The organism is Fangia hongkongensis FSC776 = DSM 21703 (assembly GCF_000379445.1).
GTDB lineage: Bacteria > Pseudomonadota > Gammaproteobacteria > Francisellales > Francisellaceae > Fangia > Fangia hongkongensis.
Genome location: NZ_KB902251.1, coordinates 36,806 through 52,152, shown reverse-complemented (window position 1 = coordinate 52,152; position 15,347 = coordinate 36,806). Strand labels below are relative to the sequence as shown.

Here is a 15,347-nt window from a genome sequence, read left to right as displayed (position 1 = left end):
TGTCGATTATTTTCAGTGAGATATTGCTTAAATATGCAAGATAGTGTTGTAATTGAGCCAAATATGCCAGCAGATAGTGCGGTAATTTGGCTGCATGGCCTAGGTGCTGATGGTCATGATTTTGAAAGTGTTATTCCAGAGTTGAACCTGCCAGAGAATCATAGGGTACGATTTATATTCCCACATGCCCCAATTCAGCCTGTTACGGTGAATATGGGTTATGAAATGCGAGCATGGTATGATATTAAGAGAATTGATGATATTGATAGAGAAGTAGATCTTAAAGGTATTGAGGATTCTATCGCGCGTATTCAGGCATTGGTGGAAAGTGTAATACAATCAGGGATTTCACATGAGAGAATCCTTATAGCTGGCTTTTCACAAGGCGGGGCAGTGGCTTTATTGTCAGCATTAACGCTAGCATATCAATTTGCAGGCGTGATGCTTTTGTCAACCTACTTACCGGATTGGGCATACTTTAAAGAGAAGCTAACAAGCGCAAATAGAGCGACAGAGTTTCTTATTGCGCACGGTGAGAATGATCCTATTGTGCCAATTCAAGCAGCAAAAATAATGCTGAGAACACTAGAAGAGCTGGGTTTAAATGTAACTGCACATTACTATCCTATCGAGCACTCATTGTGTTTGGAGGAGATTAAAGTATTAAGTCAGTTTATTCAGACGCAGCTAAAGATTCAATAAGGATTCACATGGAAAATCTAGCGCCAAAGCAGCTTGTGATCGCAACCAGAGAAAGTGCCCTTGCGCTATGGCAAAGTCAATATGTATTGTCGCTGATTGAAAAAAGTGCGCCGGAAACGAAGTGTACTTTATTAAAAATGAAGACCAAGGGCGATAAGATTTTAGATCGTGCATTAAATGAAATTGGTGGCAAGGCGCTTTTTATGAAAGAGCTTGAGATTGCGATGGAAGAAGGTAAGGCTGATATTGCTGTTCACTCATTGAAGGATGTGCCTTATGAGCTCCCAAAGGGGTTTTCTTTAGTGGTTTATACTAAAAGGGAGAATCCACATGATGCTTTTGTCAGTAACCATTACCATTCGTTGGATGCACTGCCAAAAGGTGCGGTAGTGGGAACATCGAGTCTAAGAAGAAAAGCACAGATTTTAGCCTATCGAGATGATTTGATTATCAAAGAGTTAAGAGGAAATGTCAATACTCGGCTCAATAAGCTTGATAATGGAGAGTATGATGCCATTATCCTTGCCGCAGCAGGCTTGATTCGCCTTGGATTTGAGCAAAGAATTCAGATGCTTATCCCTTTTTCTATTTCTCTTCCAGCTGTTGGTCAAGGGGTTGTTGTGGTTGAATGTTTAAATAAAGATCAAACATTGATTGAGAGCTTATCGGCAATTAATCACACTGAAAGCATGCTTTGTGCAAACGCTGAACGTGCTTTTAATGAAGCGCTTGAAGGGGGCTGTCATGCGCCAATTGCTGCGCATGCATCATTTAAAGGCGATCTATTACAACTCTCTACAATGGTTGCAAGTGAAGATGGGCAAAGGCTTCTCAAGATGAATGTGAAGGCATTAAAGGATGAAAAGCCAGATGAGCTTGGGCGAAGAGCCGCTAAGAAGATGATTGCGCGTGGTGCAAGAGAAATTTTAGATAATAAGGGATAGCTGCAATAGATGAAAAAACTTGATCAAGCAAAAATTTGTGCGCTTACTAAAGCTGCGCATGAATCACCAAGAAAGCGTAGTCACCATAACTTTCATGATGAGTTATCAGATCCGGTTAACCGGCTGTGTATTACCTTAACAAAAGGGACTTATATCAGGCCACATCGTCACTCAGAGCTACATAAGTGGGAGATGATTATTTCGCTTTTTGGTAAGATTACAGTGCTTATTTATGATGACAGTGGGCGGGTGGTAGATAAATTTATCTTAGCATCTGATGACATAAAACTGTTTGAAATAAAACCAAATACATGGCATTCTATGTATGTGGTATCTGAAGAAGGTGCTTTTTTTGAGGTGAAGCCAGGTCCGTTTAAACCAGCCTGTGAGAGTGACTTTGCGCCTTGGGCGCCAAAAGAAAATGAACCAGAAGTAAAGCATTTTCTTCTCTGGGCTGAAAAGGCTAAAGTTGGGGATTATTACCAAGCGAGCTAACGAGGGCCTTATTGATGAGGCTGACCAACTATATGAAACTTAATTTTTAATGGGGTATGTTAAAAAGAGAATGATATAAAGGGGATGGCGCTATATATTGTAGAAGATAGAGCTAGTATGGGGTATTGGCTTTAAGTATATGATCTGTAGTGTTGTATGAATCAATAAATCCCTTGATATGGTTTTCTTTTTAAATATAAAGAGAGGATTGAATAGGTGGTATTATCGGATCAAGACTATGCCGGTATCTATAAAATTATTGATAACAATAGAAATCATGAAAGAGTGGTTCGCTATATAAAAGATAATGTATTATCAGATTTGTCAAATAATACGGCATATTTAGATATTGGCGCAGGTGATGGCAAAATTACATGTCAAATTGCGCCTTATTTTAAAGAAATAATGGCAATTGAGCCAAATCCTGTATTTTTTGAAGGTCTTAGAGGCACAAAAGATGCAAAGTGTATAGAAGCTGATTTTTTACAAGTAACACTGACGGGGAAGTATGATTTTATTCTCTGTTCGCATGTGCTTTATCATGTTGACCCTAAGGATTGGACTCGGTTTGTTGACAAGGCTTATGCGCATTTAAATACAAATGGAAAAATGCTGTTTATCTTAGGTGGCGATCGAGGGGATAATTTTGAGCAGTATAAAAAGCATAATGATAACTATGCAAGTTCGGCAATTTTAAGAGAAATTTTAACCCAAAAAGGGATGGCGTTTTCAGAGGAAATTATAGAGGATAGCTATCAAACAGATTCATTTAGAGACATGTTATCCTTGAGTAAATTTTGTATTTTAGAGAATTGCTTTAATCAATATGCTGAGAAAACAATAGATAGCTTTGGTGTAGAAAAAGCAGAAGCGCTTTGTCTTGAATATGCAAAGAGTAAAAAAATCAACGATGGACTATATGTCATGAAAAGAGCACCTGCCTATGTTACTATTACCAAGTCACAAGGGTTGTAAGCTTAGTTGGTCAGCGAACAAGATAGGCAACATAATGTCTAACATGTGCCTCTAGGTCCTTATCTTTAATCCACTGTGCAATGTTTCCATAGGGGTTGGCATCACGAAATTTTTTGCGTGCAAGTTTGATATGTGTTCTTACGGTTTCATGGGAGCAGTTTAAGATTTTGGCAATATGTACAGTGCCATAGCCTTCTGTATTCAGCATCCAGCAGCGTATTTCCTGTGGCGATAGTCGAAAATCTCCAGCTTTGAATGCTTGCAATAGCTTGTGTAGAAAAATCTGCTCTTTAAGTGCTTTTGATTCATAAGCTTTGTTAATAATCTTTTGTGCTTTTTGTTCAGTGGTTAATGCACTAACCATTTCATCGAAGTTTGTCGTCAGTATATTATATTGTTGAACATGGTCGTTAATATAGAAAAAGTTAAACTTACACTTAAGCGTAATGGTGTTATTTGTAGCTTGAATGCCTAAAAAATTTCCAATGTGTCGGAGCTTTTGTTCCACTTCCAGATAAACGATATCATTATCATAGCTTTTTTGTAAGTAATTAATCTCGAGTATCTCAAACATGCTATGATACATCTTAAGATCATTAATGATTTCATTAGGACCCTTTGAAAAGTCAAATAATGAAATATTCAAGCTGTTTTCCGGGATAAACTTAGCGACAGCGGAGTAGTCTTTATCTATTAAAACACGATGAATATAGGCGACGCATGCGTCAATACGTTCACTTGACAACTCTACACTCCTTGTTGCTAATCACACATATGTATAATATCACGACAAATAAAATTATGGTATTGTTCACAAAATGATATAAGATTCTTTTGCCTTTAAAGAGAAAAATATCGACAAGCTAGAGAAAATATTATAGACTCACACGCCTGTGAGCAGCATATCTTTTTAAAATGAAGATAGAAGCTAGATAAGTTTGCAAAGACTTTATATGAGCTTGACTTGTCAGTTGGGTGTGATGCTGCAAGTGTGAGGCGCTTTTAAAACTAAGTTAGTAATATATATAGTAAATGAGGATAGAGTAATGAAAAGAACATTTCAGCCAAGTAACCTTAAAAGAAAAAGAACACATGGTTTTCGTGCAAGAATGAGCACATTAAGAGGCCAAAAAGTGATTCGTAACAGACGTGCAAAAGGCAGACATAAGCTTGCTGCGTAACACGCTGGCAAAAGAGAATATCCTTCGAGGCAATGAAATTTCAGCTGCCTTTGATCATATCTTTCATAAAATCTACACCCCACATTTTAGCTTTCTGATTGCTGAAAAGAGCGATGAGATTCCAGCTGTGGGCGTTATTATTGCAAAAAAAAAAGTAAAATCCGCGGTGAAACGCAATTTATGTCGCCGTTTAATCAAAGAGTCATTTCGCAGACATAAGCACTTATTTGTCGGCAAAGCAGTTGTTGCTATTGCTACAAAATCAGCTAAATCTGCGCAAAAAGGTGAACTATGGCAATCGCTCGAGCAGTTTATAAGCGCCTCAGAAGTGTTATAGCTTTACCGTTTATCCTAATCATTCGTTTTTATCAGCTGGCGATTAGTCCAATGCTTGGTACTCGCTGTCGATTTTATCCAAGCTGTTCACAATATGCGCTGGAAGCAATTAAATTGCATGGAATCCTGATTGGTCTTTGGCTAATGAGCAAAAGACTGGTAAAATGCCATCCAGGCTCAGAAGGTGGGTTTGATCCTGTGCCTGTAAAAAAGGCGCATAAAACCTCTTGCTGCGATAAGAAAAAAGTTGAAAAAACAACAAACGAAACGTGCGTAAAAGAGAGTAGAGAAAAGGTTTAAGTTAAATGAAATCTAATTATATCAGAATATTTTTGTTGGCAATTATAGTGGTGATTTTTCTATCACTGACCTCAAAATGGCAGGAAATGTTTGCCCCAAAGCCAGCACCTAAAGCGCAAGCATCTGAGCTGTCTCAAAAGACTGCAAATAATGCGGCTACAACGACAAATAAAAACACATCTCAAACAACGCTCTCTCAAAGTGCTGATAATGCCCCTGTAAGTACGCAGAGTTATAATGTTGCTGACCATAAGCCAATCACTATTAATACAAATGTATTTAAGAATTTGCAAATCTCTCCAGTTAATGGTGCTATTATTAATGCAGCACTGATTGACTACAACATTAGCCTTGATAATAAAAACCCGATGCCACTATTGAATAATGACAAGGCATCTCGTTATATTGCGGAGTCTGTACTTGTCGTTAATGGTAAAAGAGAGAACATTCTCTTTAATCACGAGTCAACAAAGAAGGTTTCTGATGGTGTTGTTGTCACTTTAACTGCAAATGTTAATAACCTTGCGATTACACGAAATTACCACATCGATGAAAACACCTATGCAATTACGGTTAATCAGTCAGTTAAAAATAACACAGGTAAGCCGGTTAGTATTGCATTTGATAGTGAGATTACACGCAAAGTCAATCCTGAAAGTCATAGCTTTAGCCTATTAGATGCGCATTCATATTCCTTTACAGGAGTAGGTCTTTCTTCTACTCAAAAGCCTTTCCAAAAAGAAGCCTTTAAAGATTTAGCAAGTAGCGTAGCACCAACTGAAGTTTCAACCAAGACAGGTTGGGCTGCAATGATACAGCATTACTTTGTAAGCCTTTGGGTGCCTAATAACCCACAAGCAAGCTATAAAGTCTATGCAGATAAAGTTGATACAAATATCTATCAAGCGGGTATTGAAACCCTGCCGGTTGTTTTAAATGAAAATGCAACGATGACTAATAGTAATGTGCTTTATACAGGGCCGACTATTACCAAAAACTTAGAGGCAATGGTCAGTGACTTTGGTGCAGCGACACCTCAAGGTTTAGACAAGCTTGTCGACTATGGTTTGTTGTCTTTTATTTCGGTGATTATTTTCTGGTTAATGGGGATTATTCATAGTGTTGTAGCAAACTGGGGTCTTTCGATTATCCTTGTTACTGTGTTGATCAAAATTCTATTTTACCCACTTTCAGCAAAGAGTTACCGTTCCATGGCAAAAATGCGTATGCTACAGCCAAGAATGAAAAAACTCCAAGAAATCTATAAAGGCGATAGGCAAAAGCTTGGTCGCAAAATGATGGAAATGTATAAAGAAGAAAAGGTTAACCCAGCAAGTGGTTGTTTGCCTATTCTTATTCAGATTCCGGTATTTATCGCACTTTATTGGGTGCTTTTGGAAAGTGTGCAGCTTCGCCAAGCACCATTTATTTTCTGGATTCATGATTTAGCATCAAAAGACCCTTATTTTGTATTGCCAATTTTAATGGGTATATCAATGTTTGTGCAGCAGAAGATAAGCCCAACTTCAGCTGACCCAACACAGGCAAAAATTATGATGTTTATGCCGGTGATTTTCACTGTGTTCTTTGCATCATTCCCAGCAGGGCTTGTGCTTTATTGGTTAACAAATAACTGTATTAGTATTTTGCAACAATGGTATATCACAAGAAAATACACACAAGAGCAAAAAGCAAAGCGCACATAGTCTGCTTAATCTGCAAAATATTTTAATTTAACTACACTCTAGTTGACGCAATTCAATGGATGAATCTATATGGTTGTTAGAGTGTATTTTACAAGACGTTATCATTTCTCAAGTTATTTTATTCGCTTGCTTTCTTGGTCTCACTTTTCACATGTTGAGGTGGAAGTGGATGGATGCTGTTACAGTTCAAATGGATCAAAGGGTGTATATGAGCGAGATACAAAGGCGCTTTATCATTCTCAAGATATGCTCGAGATTTGGGAGAGCAAACTTGATGACACACAAAAGGATAAACTCATTGGTTTCCTAAAAGCTCAACTTGGAAAAAAGTATGATTATTTTGCAGCTTTAGGACTTGGGCTTTGGCGACGTGATTGGTATCACAATGAAAATAGATGGTTTTGCTCTGAGATTATTGATGCGGCATTTAAGCATGCTGAGCATCCGCTTACCAATAAGTACTTTGCCTCCTATCGCCTAACACCCAATGATCTACGCACTTCAGTTAGATTAAAGCGTATAAGTATCAAAAAAAACATTCATCATAAGTCTATTTGGAAGAAGATTTTGAATTTTTTCGGTATTGCAAGCTAAGGGGTCAATATATTGTTTTATTTTCTTCAATCTCTTATCGGCTATAAAATTCGATCTACTTTTAAGATAACAAATCCAATCAAGCTGATAGCGATGCCGGCAAGAATGAATATAATCGGTAAGGTGGTCATTTTGAACATATCAATTAGATAGATCGATAGCGCGGGTATTGGTGCGCTAAATACAGAGTAGCTTAGGTTATAAGAAAGCCCAATGCCACGACAGCGAAATCCAGTACTAAAACTATTTGCAATAATCACTGTATAGGTTGAAGCGAGTATGCCAAAAAGAAAACTGATGGTCATAAATAGCGCGATAGATAAATGCCCTTCATTGGCGCGCTGGTAAAATACAATGGCTAGAATAGCAATCATTAAAATGGAGGTTGTATATAGCATGCGCTTTTTGACATAATCACTCATAAAACCGCCAATAATGCAGCCTAGAATCATGATAATTGAGCCAGAGAACAACATATCGCCAATGAGTTTATTTGAATAGGAAAAGTAGCTATTAAGGTAGCTCGGCAAAAACAAAAAAAACTGAGTGGTAAGCATTGCTGGGGCAGCCACAATTAACATGGATGCAATGATATTGCGTCCCTTTGGTTCTTTCACTGCGCCTTTTGACTGCATGTTCTTTTGATAGTCAAGAAACTCTGGTGTCTCATAGAGTGTTTTACGCAGAATATAGATAACAAGTGTTAATATCCCACCAATTAAAAAGGCAATACGCCATGCATGATCAAATACAAAGCTGCCCTTTGTGAATGAGCTTAGCATCATGTAAACAAATGAAGAAAGTAAAATGCCGACACTGAGAAATGCAAATACGATGCTAACAGCAAGGCCTTGTTTTTTAGGGTAATGTTCAGTGCTAAAGGCAATTGCCGTTGGAATTTCTCCGCCAATGGCAAGTCCTTGAATTAATCTCAGAATAATAAATATCACCGTTGCAGCAATGCCAATACTGTCACTATCAGGCAAAACTGCCATAAGCACTGTGGAAATCATTAAAGATAGCATAGTATAGAAAAAGCCTGTTTTTCTTCCATATCGATCTCCAATAAAGCCAAATAAAAGCCCCCCGATCGGGCGGATAATATAGCCTAGGGCGAATATTAAAAAAGTGTATAGCGTTGCGATTATTGGATGTGAGTTGGGAAAGAAGCTTGTGCCAATCATTGGTGCAAATAGCGCAAAAATGGCAAAGTCATAATACTCAATGCCGGCACCCATGCCAGCTAACATAGCAGTTTTGATTTTCATTGATAAGGTAAATGCGATTCAATCACTTAAGCCTCCATTGTTGTATTTTTTAGGTAAATGTCAACTTGTAATGTAATAAACGGAAGTAAAATAGCTGTATTTGTGCCTAGAGAGATGTGGAATAATTCAGAATTAACATCTGAAAACCAGCTGTCAAGTGGTATACTAAAAAGAGTTTATTGCAAAGAGCTTTTATTTTATGTCCCGTGTGTATTCAACTGAAAAAAAACACTCTATATATCAAGCGTTGCTGCAAAATGTGCCGCTTATCTTAGATCAAGAGAAGGATCTGATTAGCATTATGTCAACGGTTTGTTGTGAGCTTAAAGCTGCATTTAGCTACTTTGACTGGGTGGGCTTTTATCGCCATAGTGGTAATAGTTTACTGAAAGTTGGGCCTTATCAAGGCGGGCACGGCTGTTTAAGTATTCAATTTGATAGAGGGGTTTGTGGAAAAGCTGCGAGTGAAAGAAAAACACAAATCGTTGATGATGTGAATCTTCTGCCTTATCATATCGCCTGCTCAAGTAGCACTGTCTCTGAAATTGTTGTGCCGTGGGTGGTTGGTAACAGACTAATTGCTGTACTTGATATTGACTCTGATGATAAGGCTTGTTTTGATCAGTTGGATAAAGAGTATCTTGAGCGGCTTCTGAGCATATTAGGTGATGCAATTAATGATGAATGAAAAAGAGTTAAAAGCGCTTTTTCAATCAGCGGGACTTAGCGTTCGTGAATCACAGCTGAATATGGTCAATGCCGTGAAATCAGCGCTTATAAATGCTGAGAATCTAGTCATTGAGGCCCCGACAGCAACAGGAAAAAGTTTTGCCTACTTACTTGGCGCTATTTTATATAACCAATATCGTGAATCTAAAGGAAAAGAGAAGCTAAATATAATCGTTTCAACGGCAACAGTTGCGCTTCAAGAACAGCTGATTCATAAAGATTTGCCTTTTATCCAATCGCTTATTGGTGAGGATAAAAAAGATGCTCCCAGTCTCTCTTATACCTTGGCAAAAGGGCGATCACGCTATCTGTGTCCGCGAAAGCTTCATAGTTTTGATTCTAGTGATTCAGCACTAACCGAAGAGGCAGAGAAACTTGATAGATTGTATCAAAAAGACTGGAGTGGGGATTTTGATGATTTAGAGGTGCCGATTTCAAAGGCATTGAATCAGGAGATTTACAATAGCAGCAATGCTTGTTCTTTTTCGCGCTGTGAATACTACAAAACCTGCCCCTTTTTAACTGAAAGAGCAGGGCTTAGAAATCAAGATATTATTGTTGTAAACCATAGTTTGTTATTAGCGCATCTTAATTTAGGCGATGGGGCGATTTTGCCAGCTTTTGAAAAGAGCATTTATATCATTGATGAATGTCACCATCTGCCAGATAAGGCGCTCGATGCTTTCTCGGCCTATAGCTCATTAATCGGGTCACAAAAATGGGTAAATGATGTTGATAAGTTATTAAATGCGCTGCCTCAAAAGCTTGTTGAAAAGAATATGCGTGAGAATTGGCAGCTTATTAAAAAATCATTAATTGAATCGTTAACTGCATTTCAACAAATGCTCCACCCATTGTATCAAAGTGCAACTAAAGAGGATGCTATCTGGCGCATCAAATCGATGTCAGATGAAATGCTGGAAGTGGCTGGGAGTATCAAAAAAGCTGCTGATTATTATGTAAAAGAATGTGAGAGTTTGAAGCGAAAGCTTGAGGACTTTGCTGAAACAAGTGATATACATAAGAAAGACTCACTTGAGAAAACCTTCACACAACTTGGTTTTCTGTTAGAAAGATCGCAAAATTTGCAATCACTTTATACGCTTTTGTTAAATACAAATAGTGTCCCTCCAGTTGCTAAATGGCTTCAGCCTCATGCATCATTAGAGGGAAAAGAAACCGATAAAGGACAGCAAAAACGCCCAGATGATTTGCTGGCTCACCATCAATTTGAAGATTATGACCTTCATGCTTCCCCTGTTGAGGCTGCCTCATTACTAAAAAAAATGTTTTGGGGAGAAGTTCAACATGGTGTAATTCTGTGCTCAGCAACGGTTCGCTCCTTAGGCAAATTCGATCGCTTTTTAAACGCAACGGGACTTAAGAATAATGCGAAGACGCTCCTTTTACCCTCGCCGCTTCCTTATCATAACTCTACATTGTCCATTCCAGATATGCGTTTTATGCCACAAGCACAAGAAGATCATATCAAGGAGACAGCAGCACTTTTAAATGAGCAGTATTTAAAAGGTCATCCAGATGGCGCGCTTGTTTTATTCACAAGCATCTACGCAATGGAGCGGGTCTACTCTCTTTTATCAGCTGAAATTAAACGTTGTGTGTTGGTGCAGGGTGATCGCTCCAAGCAGATGATGATTGCACTGCATAAAAAGAAAATTGATAGTTTTAAACCATCGGTTATTTTTGGTGTCGATAGTTTTTCTGAAGGGGTAGACTTGGCAGGAGCCTATTTAACAAGACTGATTATTCATAAGCTGCCCTTTCAAGTCCCAACCAATCCAATTGATAAGACGCGCTCTGAATGGCTGGAATCAATAGGGCGAAAACCTTTTATGGATATTTCATTGCCACAAGCATCATTAAAACTCACGCAAATGGTTGGACGATTGGTGCGCCAAGAAACAGATGTGGGCGAGATTATTATTTTAGATTCAAGGTTGAAGCAGAAATTCTACGGCAAAGCGCTCTTAGCAGGGCTGCCGCCTTTTGCTATCAAAAAATGATGTTTATACCACTCGCAAACCATTTTACCCTATTTCTGCCATTGAATTTATTGTTCTTTTGAGTCATCGGATATTGCTAATAGTCCCAGCTATTACCTGCAATCCAATGACTCAAAACTATCAAAAACTTCTTCAGCATTAAACACCGAAAAATGATTTGCGAGTGGTATATTCATTGGGTATTGGGTGTGAAAAAAAAGTGGTATAAGACTATCAACGGGAGTTTAGATGATGAGAAGGGAGGGGGGAAATCCCCGTCAGATAGTCTTAAACTTTGAAACTTGCTTCAAGGAGGTCGATATCACAGATATACCGAAAGAGAAGGGAGAGAGAAAAGCGTTCTCTGTAAGACCAACTCTCCTTGAGTGAGTTCATCATCTCAATCTAAACTTAAGATAAACTTAAGAAAACTTAAAAAAACCTAAAAACTGCTAATTTTTTCGAAAAAAGAATACTTTCAGGTATACTGCCTATATATTTTGAATCACATAAACATATTATTGATCAATGAGCTGTATACTATATCATAAAAAAGACTATTACCGGGCACTTGAAGAACCGGAGCAAAAAACACATGCCTCTCCTTTTAGACGAGACTATGCGCGCGTGATCCATAGCGCATCATTTCGAAGGCTTCAGGGTAAAACGCAAATTTTCCCTTGTGTTGAGAGTGATTTTTTTCGTAATCGTTTAACACACTCTTTAGAAGTTGCACAGGTGGCCAAATCTATCGCTTCAATGGTTAATGATGCTCATGCAGGAGTGCAAATTGACACAGATTTAGTTGAAACAGCAGCGCTTTGTCATGACATTGGGCATCCTCCTTTTGGGCATAATGGTGAAAAGGCGCTTCATGCTAAAATGCGTGAATATGGTGGGTTTGAAGGGAATGCACAAACGCTTCGAGTGGTCACAAAAACAGAAAAAAAAGTTCTTTTGGGTGATGTGCCTGTCTATGATGGAGTGGACAATCGTTATGGGCTTAATTTAACGTATCGTACATTGGCATCACTTTTAAAATATGATCATGCGATTCCTGCCTATATTGTGAATTTATCTGATACGCCGATAAAAGGCTATTATGCAAGTGAAAAACAACTTGTTCACAATATCAAAAAGCATGTCTTAAGCCCCTATTCGCCAGAGGATTATAAAGGAAAAGCATTTAAAACGATCGAGTGTGATATTATGGACCTTGCCGATGATATTGCATATTCAACCTATGATATTGAGGATGCGTTTAAAGGTGGTTTCCTTGATCCGTTGTCTATAGTGAATGCTGGTGATGATCTTTTAATGAAGGTGCAGGAGGAAGCGCATCTAGGTGGGCTTAAAGTAAGCCTTAGTGAGATTCGTGAGATTTTAAAATCTATATTTAATGGCATTATTAACTTTAATGCGCCAATGAGTGATATCTATCAGCGCTCTCAGTCTTTGGCAAATTCAAGCTATTTGCGCACACGCTTTACTTCAAATTTGGTGCATTATTACATATCGAATGTTCAATTTACGTTGGATGCAGCGTGCCCTGTTTTATCAAAAGTCTCTTTAACACAAGAGGTGCAAAAGCAAGTGGAGGTGTTGAAATATTTTATTTATGCCTCAGTGATTAACTCACCTAAAATGAACATTATTCGCTATCGCGGGCGTGATATTATTTCAGCGCTATTTGATATTTTGATTGATACAGAAGAAGAAACTTCGCTTATCCCAGAAGATGTTGGTGAAGTTTTTTACTCTTTCTCAAAAGATGATCAGGCAAATAGGGCGCGGGTTATTTGTGATTTTATTGCCAGCATGACAGATCGTTATGCTATTGAGCTTTATAGCCGATTTAAATCAGATACCCCGCAAACTATCTTTAAGCCTGTCTAGTCTCACGTTTATTTATCTAAAATACTTTGTAATAAATCTTTTAAATTAGTGCATCAATTGATATTTCCAAATACCGATAACTGAATTAATATAGCTCTATCAAGTAGATACTTTAAACGTTTATCGGGAGGTTTGTAGATGGACTTTGTGCTAGAAGAACATTATTTGGCAAAAATTACGCCGTTGGTGATTAGCAGAGAAGTTATTAAGGGACAAAATAACTTATTTGTAAAAATAAAAAAGGGAAAGCATGTTGGTATTGGTGAGAGTGTGATACTGGGCGATATGGATGAATCTAAGGCACGTATTTCTCAATTTCTTATGACACTTGATAGTTACATGCCTGTGCCTGCCTATGAGAAAGCGAAGGCATTTGGGTTGAATGCAAGAGAGATTGCTTTGGTTGATCTTGCGCTCTGGGATTTATTAGCAAAAGAAGCAAAAAAGCCACTTTATGAGCTATTGGGCTTAGAGTATAAAGCAGTTGATACATCTATTACTGTTTCTATTGGTAAGCCAGAGTGGGTCTATCAGCGCACGCTGGATTTGATTGTGCAGTATAACCCGAAGTTAATTAAAGTTAAATTAGGTGCTAAAGAAGGCATTAAAGCTGATAAGCTCAGTTTTCAAAGCGTGATCTCGGCGATTAAGGACAGTGCAAAGTCAGATCAAATAGAAGTGTTTGTTGATGCCAATGGTGGCTGGTCGCTTGAAAATGCAAAAGAGATGATGAGCTGGCTTAAACAATATGATATAGCCTACGTTGAACAGCCACTGGCAGAAAAAGATGAACATCAGTTGCCTTTATTATATCAAGATCGTGTGCTGCCCATTTTCATTGATGAGTCATGTAAGTTTGCATCGGATGTGGCAAGACTTCATCAATGTATAGATGGTGTGAACATTAAGCTTTTAAAATGTGGCGGCATTACCGAGGGGCTGAGAATTATCCACTGTGCTAAAGCGCATGGCCTTAAAACCATGATTGGTTGTTTTGGTGAGACGGAAATATCCATCAGTGGCGCGGCGAGTTTGACGCCACTCCTTGATTATGTTGATCTCGATTCGTTTATGAATTTAGATAAGAGTTCATTACATGGATTTAATAGTCAGTTATATTACAAAGATGGTGAGTTAAACTATACCCCGGTGTGCACCGGACATGGAGTGGAATATGTTGGAAATGAATAAGGTTGCCATTTATTTGGATGATGATATTGGCGCTAAATTAAATAAACTTGGGATTTCAGTGATCCTTTTTGCTCCTGAGAAGGTGCTTTGTGTGATTGCGAAAGGCAAAGCAGGTACGCATGTTAGTGACTATGTTGAATATTTACCTTCTGTTGAGATTGTCTCTGATGTGATTGAAGCAAAAAAACTAGGTGCAACCAGTGTGCTTTATGGTATGGCGCCAAATGGTGGGAAGATAAGCGATGAAATTATTGATAGCATTGATATTGCCATTTCTTATGACATGCAGGTGGTTCATGGTTTTCATCAATCAAGTGAGCTTTTAGAGCGCGAGAGTCAATACCCAAATCAGGTAGTGAATTTAAGAAAGCCTGAGGCTAAATATTTATGTAAGGCAAAGGCCTCTGCAAGAAAACTTAATAATAAACGTGTTCTTTTGGTTGGCACCGATATGGCAGTTGGTAAGATGACTGCGGCATTAAAGCTCACGGAGAAAGCCTGTGCGCTTGAAATGAATGCTGAGTTTTTAGCAACGGGACAAACAGGCATTGCTATTTCTGGTTCAGGGGTTCCACTTGATGCTGTGGCGCTTGATTTCACAGGAGGTGCAGTTGAGGTGTTGGTAGAGGACTCTGATGCAGATATTGTCTTTGTAGAAGGACAGGGTTCTATCTTAAATCCAGCAAGTGCGGCAACTTTACCACTGATTAGAGGCTCTGCGCCAACGCACTTTATTTTGTGTCATGATGCATCATTAGAGACGCTCAAAGACTATCCAGATATTAAAATTCCAAACTTGTTAGAGGTTATTGAATTATATGAGAATATCAGCTCGGCATGTGGGCTTTATGCATCTGCCAAAACCATTGGTATTTGTGTCAATACCTCACGCATTCCAAAGGAAAAAAGGGCTAAATATCTTCAAGATTTAAGTGCAGCGACCTCACTGCCAGTTGTTGATCCGGTGAGTGAGTATGATAAGCTTGAATCAATACTAATTAGCTTAAAGGAGCCATCTTTGGCATAA

Annotated in this window: 16 protein-coding genes; 14 read left to right on the top strand and 2 right to left on the bottom strand. The window is 38.4% G+C overall.

What is annotated here, in order from left to right; translation table 11 throughout:
* Positions 1-33 precede the first annotated feature (33 nt).
* The 4 genes from A37Q_RS0106390 (at position 34) to A37Q_RS0106375 (ending at position 3,116) form a co-directional block, all read left to right on the top strand.
* Positions 34-702 (top strand): alpha/beta hydrolase, encoded by a 669-nt coding sequence (locus A37Q_RS0106390; protein WP_018299455.1) that lies wholly within the window; start codon positions 34-36, stop codon positions 700-702.
* An 8-nt stretch (positions 703-710) separates the two neighbouring features.
* Positions 711-1,646 (top strand): hydroxymethylbilane synthase, encoded by a 936-nt coding sequence (gene hemC, locus A37Q_RS0106385; protein WP_018299454.1) that lies wholly within the window; start codon positions 711-713, stop codon positions 1,644-1,646.
* 9 nt (positions 1,647-1,655) lie between these two features.
* Complete coding sequence (locus A37Q_RS0106380) at positions 1,656-2,141, top strand: WbuC family cupin fold metalloprotein (RefSeq protein WP_018299453.1); 486 nt, start codon at positions 1,656-1,658, stop codon at positions 2,139-2,141.
* Positions 2,142-2,357: 216 nt separating this feature from the next.
* Positions 2,358-3,116 carry a class I SAM-dependent methyltransferase gene (locus A37Q_RS0106375; protein ID WP_018299452.1) on the top strand — a complete coding sequence of 253 codons (759 nt, stop codon included), beginning with the start codon at positions 2,358-2,360 and terminating at the stop codon, positions 3,114-3,116.
* Between the two features lie 10 nt (positions 3,117-3,126).
* Here A37Q_RS0106375 and A37Q_RS0106370 read toward each other — a convergent pair whose 3' ends face one another.
* Positions 3,127-3,861 carry a LuxR C-terminal-related transcriptional regulator gene (locus A37Q_RS0106370; RefSeq protein WP_018299451.1) on the bottom strand — a complete coding sequence of 245 codons (735 nt, stop codon included), beginning with the start codon at positions 3,859-3,861 and terminating at the stop codon, positions 3,127-3,129.
* Positions 3,862-4,162: 301 nt separating this feature from the next.
* Between A37Q_RS0106370 and rpmH the strand changes: the two genes are divergently transcribed.
* From rpmH to A37Q_RS0106345, 5 genes are all read left to right on the top strand, one after another.
* Positions 4,163-4,297: a 50S ribosomal protein L34 gene (gene rpmH, locus A37Q_RS0106365; RefSeq protein WP_018299450.1), complete on the top strand. Its 135-nt coding sequence runs from the start codon at positions 4,163-4,165 to the stop codon at positions 4,295-4,297.
* Positions 4,287-4,634 carry a ribonuclease P protein component gene (gene rnpA, locus A37Q_RS0106360; RefSeq protein ID WP_018299449.1) on the top strand — a complete coding sequence of 116 codons (348 nt, stop codon included), beginning with the start codon at positions 4,287-4,289 and terminating at the stop codon, positions 4,632-4,634. Before rpmH ends, rnpA begins: the two co-directional genes overlap by 11 nt.
* Positions 4,589-4,933, top strand: coding sequence for a membrane protein insertion efficiency factor YidD (gene yidD, locus A37Q_RS14805; protein ID WP_083906994.1), 345 nt, complete (start codon positions 4,589-4,591; stop codon positions 4,931-4,933). The genes rnpA and yidD overlap by 46 nt, the downstream gene beginning before the upstream one ends.
* A gap of 5 nt (positions 4,934-4,938) precedes the next feature.
* Positions 4,939-6,639: a membrane protein insertase YidC gene (gene yidC / locus A37Q_RS0106350; protein ID WP_018299447.1), complete on the top strand. Its 1,701-nt coding sequence runs from the start codon at positions 4,939-4,941 to the stop codon at positions 6,637-6,639.
* 69 nt (positions 6,640-6,708) lie between these two features.
* The gene (locus A37Q_RS0106345) at positions 6,709-7,233 is read left to right on the top strand and encodes a hypothetical protein (RefSeq protein ID WP_018299446.1); all 525 of its coding nucleotides are present in this window, start codon (positions 6,709-6,711) and stop codon (positions 7,231-7,233) included.
* 41 nt (positions 7,234-7,274) lie between these two features.
* On the opposite strand, the gene A37Q_RS0106340 is transcribed toward A37Q_RS0106345, so the two are convergent.
* Positions 7,275-8,501: an MFS transporter gene (locus A37Q_RS0106340; protein WP_018299445.1), complete on the bottom strand. Its 1,227-nt coding sequence runs from the start codon at positions 8,499-8,501 to the stop codon at positions 7,275-7,277.
* A 199-nt stretch (positions 8,502-8,700) separates the two neighbouring features.
* Here A37Q_RS0106340 and A37Q_RS0106335 point away from each other — a divergent pair, with 199 nt between their 5' ends.
* From A37Q_RS0106335 to A37Q_RS0106310, 5 genes are all read left to right on the top strand, one after another.
* Positions 8,701-9,189, top strand: a complete 489-nt coding sequence (locus A37Q_RS0106335) for a GAF domain-containing protein (protein ID WP_018299444.1) — start codon at positions 8,701-8,703, stop codon at positions 9,187-9,189.
* Entirely contained in the window at positions 9,179-11,254 is a 2,076-nt protein-coding gene (dinG, locus tag A37Q_RS0106330) for an ATP-dependent DNA helicase DinG (protein WP_018299443.1), read from the top strand. The genes A37Q_RS0106335 and dinG overlap by 11 nt, the downstream gene beginning before the upstream one ends.
* Positions 11,255-11,761: 507 nt before the next feature.
* Positions 11,762-13,129 carry a dGTP triphosphohydrolase gene (gene dgt, locus A37Q_RS0106320; protein WP_018299441.1) on the top strand — a complete coding sequence of 456 codons (1,368 nt, stop codon included), beginning with the start codon at positions 11,762-11,764 and terminating at the stop codon, positions 13,127-13,129.
* Between the two features lie 138 nt (positions 13,130-13,267).
* Entirely contained in the window at positions 13,268-14,320 is a 1,053-nt protein-coding gene (locus tag A37Q_RS14800) for an enolase C-terminal domain-like protein (protein ID WP_018299440.1), read from the top strand.
* Complete coding sequence (locus A37Q_RS0106310; protein ID WP_018299439.1) at positions 14,304-15,347, top strand: DUF1611 domain-containing protein; 1,044 nt, start codon at positions 14,304-14,306, stop codon at positions 15,345-15,347. Before A37Q_RS14800 ends, A37Q_RS0106310 begins: the two co-directional genes overlap by 17 nt.

Excerpts from the sequence above, each read along its gene's own strand:
- A37Q_RS0106390 (WP_018299455.1), top strand. The coding sequence starts at position 34 with ATGCAAGATAGTGTTGTAATTGAGCCAAATATGCCAGCAGATAGTGCG.
- hemC (WP_018299454.1), top strand. The coding sequence starts at position 711 with ATGGAAAATCTAGCGCCAAAGCAGCTTGTGATCGCAACCAGAGAAAGT.
- A37Q_RS0106380 (WP_018299453.1), top strand. The coding sequence starts at position 1,656 with ATGAAAAAACTTGATCAAGCAAAAATTTGTGCGCTTACTAAAGCTGCG.
- rpmH (WP_018299450.1), top strand. The coding sequence starts at position 4,163 with ATGAAAAGAACATTTCAGCCAAGTAACCTTAAAAGAAAAAGAACACAT.
- yidD (WP_083906994.1), top strand. The coding sequence starts at position 4,589 with ATGGCAATCGCTCGAGCAGTTTATAAGCGCCTCAGAAGTGTTATAGCT.
- yidC (WP_018299447.1), top strand. The coding sequence starts at position 4,939 with ATGAAATCTAATTATATCAGAATATTTTTGTTGGCAATTATAGTGGTG.
- A37Q_RS0106345 (WP_018299446.1), top strand. The coding sequence starts at position 6,709 with ATGGTTGTTAGAGTGTATTTTACAAGACGTTATCATTTCTCAAGTTAT.
- A37Q_RS0106340 (WP_018299445.1), bottom strand. The coding sequence starts at position 8,501 with ATGAAAATCAAAACTGCTATGTTAGCTGGCATGGGTGCCGGCATTGAG.
- A37Q_RS0106335 (WP_018299444.1), top strand. The coding sequence starts at position 8,701 with ATGTCCCGTGTGTATTCAACTGAAAAAAAACACTCTATATATCAAGCG.
- dinG (WP_018299443.1), top strand. The coding sequence starts at position 9,179 with ATGATGAATGAAAAAGAGTTAAAAGCGCTTTTTCAATCAGCGGGACTT.
- dgt (WP_018299441.1), top strand. The coding sequence starts at position 11,762 with ATGAGCTGTATACTATATCATAAAAAAGACTATTACCGGGCACTTGAA.
- A37Q_RS14800 (WP_018299440.1), top strand. The coding sequence starts at position 13,268 with ATGGACTTTGTGCTAGAAGAACATTATTTGGCAAAAATTACGCCGTTG.
- A37Q_RS0106310 (WP_018299439.1), top strand. The coding sequence starts at position 14,304 with ATGTTGGAAATGAATAAGGTTGCCATTTATTTGGATGATGATATTGGC.